This is a genomic window from Shewanella sp., assembly GCF_051658185.1.
Taxonomy (GTDB): domain Bacteria; phylum Pseudomonadota; class Gammaproteobacteria; order Enterobacterales; family Shewanellaceae; genus Shewanella.
In genome coordinates this window covers 1-6,349 of record NZ_JBOFMC010000263.1, presented here as the reverse complement: position 1 = coordinate 6,349, position 6,349 = coordinate 1, and the positions used below count along the sequence as shown (strand labels likewise).

Below are 6,349 nucleotides of genomic sequence, written 5' to 3'. Positions count from 1 at the left end.
AAGGCCGAGGTGCTACTCGCGGCGCTGTAATGGCTCGCATTTCTCCCGGTAATGATAAATCTGCGGCGCCCTTGGTTGACAAATCTCTGTGCAGGGTATGTGATTAGATTTAGGTGCATCGATAATCAGGATAACCCCTATGAAACTAATGACGACAGTGCTCGGCTTGATGGTGTTATTGTTGGGTTGTGCGACAGGCTCCTCCCCTGAGGAGAAAAAAGCCAACGCCAATAAAGAAACGGCAGCGGCGCTGCAGAATATTTATCAGGAACATGCTGAGGCTCGTCGGGCGGTATCTGCAAGCTTGGGGTATCTCGTGTGTACCGGGAATGACAATTATCTGTTTGCCGCCTCGACTGGCGGTGGGGTGTGCACCTTCCGTAGCAAAGGCGTCGTTGAGTATTATCGATTTGCCACGCTAGGCGCAGGTCTTGGCTTGGGCTTTAAAAAAGTCGCATTTTTGTACACCTTTCATGATGCCAAGGCAATGAAGCGTTTTCGTGAAGAGGGCTGGGATGCTGGCGCTCGCGCTGAAGCCAGCGCCCGATATGAGGAAGACGGTGGGCAAGTGGCCGCCAATACTTCCTATGATGTGGGTGGCGTAAAGGTGTTCCAGGTGGCATTGTGGGGCGCCGCCGCCCAAGCGACGGTGCAGGGATATAAATTCTGGGCAACGGATTTCACCAGTGATGTCATGTAGTGTTGCCCATTAATCTGAGGCGCGGCGGGATGCTTAATAAACAGCGCTGCTGTGGCCTGCTCAATGTGTCCGCCGCCCCCAAAAGCCCTCCCACGAGTTCTATGCGTTAGCAGGGGCGCTGTGCTTTTGTTGTACTTTGGTTGTTCTTTGGCTGTACCTAGGCAGCATTTAGGCCGCACTTTGGTTGAACCTAGGCCGCAGCCAATGGCACGGCCTCGAGCTGAAGGGGCTGGGGTATTCCCCGTTCGTGATTCGCTATCCCAAGGCTTGCCTCAATATCCTCAACACTTTGCTGCACTTCTTGAGCAATGCGATCGCTCTGCTGCGAACCGGTTTGCGCCTTGGCTTTTAGATTGTCCATTGCCAGTATAAATTCATTGAGATAGTCGACTTGCTCCTTGGCGCTGCGTGAGCCTTGTTGGGCGGTCGCTGCCATTTCGCTCGCTTGCTGCTGTACGGTTTGCGCCGCTTGCCACAGGCTCTGAGCCCGCAGTTTTTGGCTGCTGGTGGCCTTTGCAATCCCATCAACACTCTCGCCGAGCTGGCGGTTTGAATCGGTTAACTGCCTGAGTATATTTACAATTTCCTGCAAGGAAACCTGCGTGCGCTGGCTGAGACTGCGCACTTCATCGGCGACCACGGCAAATCCGCGGCCCTGTTCCCCGGCCCTTGCTGCCTCGATGGCGGCATTAAGGGCGAGTAGGTTGGTTTGTTCGGCAATATGACCAATGACATCAATGATTTTTGCCACATCCGTGACTGAGCTATTCAAGCTTGCGAGGGAGGCGTGACAGTGTGCGACCGCAGTTTGGGTTTGGTCGGTGGCGTAAAGGACGGCCTCGGCCTCGGTTTGGCTCGCTTGCATTTGTGCCATGGTTTGGGCGGCGCTGTGCTCGACGCGCGCGGAGGTGTGGCTTACCTCATCGGCGAGGTTGCGGATATGCTGCGTCTGGACTTGGGTCTGGCTCACAATCGTTTGGGTATGCAAGGTGTGCTGCGATAGGTCCATAATGCGTGCGACCACGCGACTTAAGGCGTGGGAGATCTGAGCAATTCTGTGGCGCTGGGCTTCATCTTCTTGCTCAAAGCGTTGTAATAATTGATTAAAGTGCCCTGCGATCTGGCCCGTTTCGCAGCGCCGACTGCTGTCTAAGCGCTCACGGCGGTTAGATTCGCTCAGCTGCATAAAGGCTTGATTGAGGCGCTTAAGGGGCTTAACCACCCTGCGCTGCTGCAGGATTAAATAGCCGATAGCAAACAGCACCATGATAGAAACCATCGTATAAATAATGAGTTGCAGCTCATATTTTAATTGCTGGTTTTGGGCGGCTTGAGCTTGGCCAAGGCCGATAAGTTGCTGCTCGACTTGGCTAATGGCGGCTATTAATTGAGCTTGCATCTGCTGGTTGGCTTGCAGCAATTGATGGGTGTTAGCGATCTCCTTGTGATAGCGGTTAGTGAGGCTTAAGAGCTCGTTGCGATCCGCTTCGCCCACTTCAATTTGCTCTGGCTGCGGCGCACCGAGAGCAAACTCATCCACGGCTTGCTGCTGATAAATACCTAATAACGGCAGGGCGTTGAGTTGCTCGTGCCAGCGGTTGAGTTCGTTACTGGTGCTGTCGAGGATATTTTTAAGTTGCTGATTTTTATCGATGAGATAACCATCGGTGAGTTGAGACAGTTGATACACTAGGCTGGGTAACTCGCGGCTGAGTTGCCAGTATTGCGCGGCGAGACTGGCATTCACCCCAAGACCTTGGTTGGCATAGCTGCTGAGGCGGCGGTTGTAGTCGAGCATTTCAGCTTCAGCGTGGGCGAGCAGTTGTCGCGGATGACCTGCGAGTTTACCAGCGGCGCGGTATTGGCTATCAAGATCTTCAATAAATTGGCTCAGGCTTGCTTGTAACGCCTTCTGTGCAGGGCTCGATGTGGCAAGATCCAGCTCCCCCAGCTGGCCATTAAGCTGTCCAAGTTTGCTCTTGGCTTGCTCGAGCAGGGTGGCATTGCCGTTTTGCAAATAGCCGTCGAGATCGCGGCGCACGCCAATTAAAAAGCCTTGCTCGATCCGCTGCAAGATTTGGCTTTGTTGCTCAATGTGTTGGCGTTTGGTGTTACTCCACAGTATTGCGCCAGCCAGCAAGGCCGCAAGTAACAGCAATAACGCAGAAGCTGAGAGGGACAGCGTGGAAATCTTCATAGTGCAATCTTCATCATCGGGCCGAGGGTGGGTTATGGCGCCGAGTTTATGAATTTGCCATGACACTAATATGACAGCCCAAACTGGTAGGATGGCTTTTTAAGCTTTAATGACGTGGGCGCTTAACCGATAAGATGATAGAAATGCCCGCGGCGTCATTTGGCATCAATAAGGCACTATTCGAGCGGGATCCATACTTGAGCGATTAAGCCACCCTCAGGGCGGTTAGCGAGGGAGACTGTGCCTTGGTGACGGTCGATAATCCGCTTGATGATCGCCAGTCCTAAGCCTGAGCCCACGCTGCCCCTTGCGGTATCGCCTTGGGTAAAAGGGTGAAACAGCATCGGAATTTGCGATTCATTCACGCCAGGACCATTATCCTCGACGCTAAAGCCGATGCGCTTGCCATCAAATTGGGAGCTGATACGGAGCCAACCATTGCCATAGCGCAGGGCATTTTCGACCAGATTACTGAGCACCCGTTTGATGCCGATGGGTTGGAACTGCGCCGTGGGGCAATCCGCCAGCACGACCTCAATAGTGTCGGGGCGATTTGCTTCTGCTTGGGCAATATCTTGGATTAATTGATTAATTTGTCCCGGTTCCCGTAGCGTATCCTGATCTTGGCGAATATACGCAATAAACTGGCTGATAATGGCATCCATATCCTCGATATCGTTGACTATGCCCTCCTTCAGATATTGATCTTCTGCAACCATCATCTCGGAGGCGAGGCGGATACGGGTTAAGGGTGTGCGTAAATCATGGGAGATCCCAGCCATCAGCAATACTCGGTCTTGCTCTAACTGCTTCATGCTCTGCGCCATTTGGTTGAAGGTGTTGGTCACCTCCACCAGTTCACTCGAGCCTTTTAGGGGCAAAGGAGCGGGATATTGGCCGCGAGAAACACTCAGTGCCGCCTGTTGTAGTCGCCTTAACGGCCGATTTTGCTGACGAGCAAACCACCAACCGCCGCCGACGCTAAGTGCACCGATGACCATTAAATAGAGCGTCAGGGGCGACAGATCCGATACATTTTGGCCAATGAGCGGCACGTTGATCCAGACGGAGGGCGCTTGCGGGGGGCGGATCCAAATCTGCAGAACCTTGCCGTGGGTGACGCGCACTTCGGCCTCGCCGCCTAAATATTCAGACATTTGTGAGGACCAAAAGCTGTAATAGGTTGCCTGCTCGATCCCCGCGAGGCGCGCTTGCTGCAGGTTGTAGATGGTCATGCCATCGTCGCGCACCTTGGCATTGAGGGCATCGACTATGGTTAAGTGTTCTCGACCAATATCGACGCCATCGACAAACAGCAGTTTAACCTGCCGAGCAATTAACTGATTGATTTGCTGATAGCTAGGTTTGATCACATACATAGCGACAGTGAGGTAAGACACCAGCTGATTGATCAGTAGGAGGCAGCCTATCAGTAGTACTGTTTGGCTAAAGGCGCTGCGGGGGATGAATCGTTGCCACCACTTTTGCTGCATGCTTACTCCCATCTTCCCTTCATCGCGGCGTACCTTGGTGGCCACGGCGCAAACATGGCTGCACATGGCATAACGGCACAGAGAGCGTGGCAAGCCTCGGCATCTTTGGGCTCATCGGCGGGCAGCGCCATCGGGGACGAACACATAACCTAGGCCCCACACCGTTTGAATGTATCTGGGGCTTGCGGGATCCTTTTCAATTAGGCGCCGTAGGCGTGATACCTGTACGTCAATTGAGCGCTCAAGCGCCGAATAATCGCGGCCACGGGCCAGATTCATCAATTTATCCCGGGATAAAGGTTCCCGTGGATGGGTGACTAACACTTTTAATACTGCAAATTCACCGCTGGTCAGCGCGATGGCCTCATTCCCTTGATACATCTCGCGGGTGGCTAAATCCAGTGAAAATTCGCCAAAATGGATTTGTGCCTCCTGCTGGGCAGGCGCCCCTGGCACCTCAGGTGCTTGGCGGCGCATGACCGCTTTGATGCGTGCCAGTAATTCACGGGGATTGAAGGGCTTAGGCAAGTAATCATCAGCCCCAAGTTCAAGCCCTGTGATCCTATCCACTTCATCACCCTTGGCGGTCAGCATCACGATAGGGATGGTGTTTTCTTGCTGGCGTAAACGGCGACAAATAGACAGCCCATCCTCACCGGGGAGCATTAAATCGAGCACCAACAGGTGAAAATTTTCTCGTTCGAGTAGGCGATCCATTTGCTCACCATTGGCGGCAGTGCGCACCTGATAGCCTTGTTCCACCAGATAACGCTCGAGTAACGCCCTAAGGCGCATATCATCATCGACAACGAGGATTTTCGAGGTTTCTTGTCCCATGGGGTGTCCTTTAATTTAATGATATCAATAGGCTAAATTGTTTATCCAAGAGCATTAGCCTGCAGCATAGCCAAGACTACCGCTGAAGGCTAGCACCAAATTATCAGTAAATGTGTCTCGCCGATTTGGTCGCGCCGCGATCTTGGCCTGCGGCGGTGTTAGCTATTGAGAGTTGTTAGCCATTGAGCGTTGCCCATGGCAAGTGAGCGGTGGGCGCCACTGGGGGAGTGATTGGCGGTGAGCCTGTTAAGGCGTTTGTCCTCGTGCTCACGTTTTTACGCGCTTATCGCCCAGTGTCAAGCAGCCAAAAGTGGTGGTTGAGTTTGCTTTATTTTCTTCGCAATATTACGCACACTGACTATGTGCCTGCTAAAATCTATAATAAATTCAGTCGATAAGGCTAATGTTTATTGACGACGCCAGCAAGGCGTTATGCCAGTCATCCGCCGCTTGAACGGATAAAGTGCTATTGGCGTGACGCTGCGGAAAACGGTTGATAAAGGTGCCGTTCGAGCAAGTGATGTGGCGTTCATCGCAGTGAGCCTCGCGGCGTTGAGTGCCACTAAGCTCACCTTTTGATGCGCTCAAGCATGGTTGCCCAAACGGGGCGGTTTGAGGCGCCGCCGATTAAAGCTGCTCTTGTTGATATTGCGCGACGATTTTGCGCAAATCTGCAATGAGTGCGCTATTGGGGATGTGTGGCACTTGGCCTAATTCAACGGTGCTCTTAAACACCGCGACGCGTTTGCCTTGAGGTGATACCAGCACATAGCCTGCGCTATGATCCACCTGATAATGTTCTCCTTCCCCGACCATGGCATAAGCTAGCCCAAGGCTGCGGCTAAGGGGGAAGATTTGCGCCTGTTCGCCCGTGAGGGCGGTAAATTCAGGGTTAAAAAAATTCATATAGCTTAGGAGTTTATCCGGCGTATCTCGCGCTGGATCCACGGATAAAAAGATCACCTGCAGTGGCGCGATGGCGCTAAGCTCGGGGTAGGCGGCGGATAGCTTATTTAAGGTGGTGGGACATATATCGGGACAGAAGGTAAAACCGATAAAAAACAAGCTCCATTTACCTTGTAATTGCGCCTGAGTAAAAGGCTGATTATGTTGATCGACGAG

6 protein-coding genes are annotated in these 6,349 nt (G+C 52.8%); 1 reads left to right on the top strand and 5 read right to left on the bottom strand.

The features are described 5' to 3' along the window. Positions 1-139: 139 nt before the first annotated feature. The gene (locus ACRCZA_RS10145; RefSeq protein ID WP_438674321.1) at positions 140-700 is read left to right on the top strand and encodes a hypothetical protein; all 561 of its coding nucleotides are present in this window, start codon (positions 140-142) and stop codon (positions 698-700) included. Positions 701-890: 190 nt separating this feature from the next. Here ACRCZA_RS10145 and ACRCZA_RS10140 read toward each other — a convergent pair whose 3' ends face one another. From ACRCZA_RS10140 to ACRCZA_RS10120, 5 genes are all read right to left on the bottom strand, one after another. Beyond that, positions 891-2,897, bottom strand: coding sequence for a methyl-accepting chemotaxis protein (locus ACRCZA_RS10140; protein ID WP_438674320.1), 2,007 nt, complete (start codon positions 2,895-2,897; stop codon positions 891-893). A gap of 176 nt (positions 2,898-3,073) precedes the next feature. Beyond that, on the bottom strand, positions 3,074-4,390 hold the full coding sequence (envZ, locus tag ACRCZA_RS10135) for a two-component system sensor histidine kinase EnvZ (RefSeq protein WP_438674319.1): 1,317 nt from the start codon (positions 4,388-4,390) through the stop codon (positions 3,074-3,076). A gap of 111 nt (positions 4,391-4,501) precedes the next feature. Beyond that, the gene (ompR, locus tag ACRCZA_RS10130; RefSeq protein WP_438674318.1) at positions 4,502-5,227 is read right to left on the bottom strand and encodes an osmolarity response regulator transcription factor OmpR; all 726 of its coding nucleotides are present in this window, start codon (positions 5,225-5,227) and stop codon (positions 4,502-4,504) included. 387 nt (positions 5,228-5,614) lie between these two features. After that, positions 5,615-5,815 (bottom strand): hypothetical protein, encoded by a 201-nt coding sequence (locus ACRCZA_RS10125; RefSeq protein ID WP_438674317.1) that lies wholly within the window; start codon positions 5,813-5,815, stop codon positions 5,615-5,617. 39 nt (positions 5,816-5,854) lie between these two features. Then, positions 5,855-6,349, bottom strand: a 495-nt coding sequence (locus tag ACRCZA_RS10120) for an SCO family protein (protein ID WP_438674316.1), incomplete at its 5' end; no start/stop codon positions are given.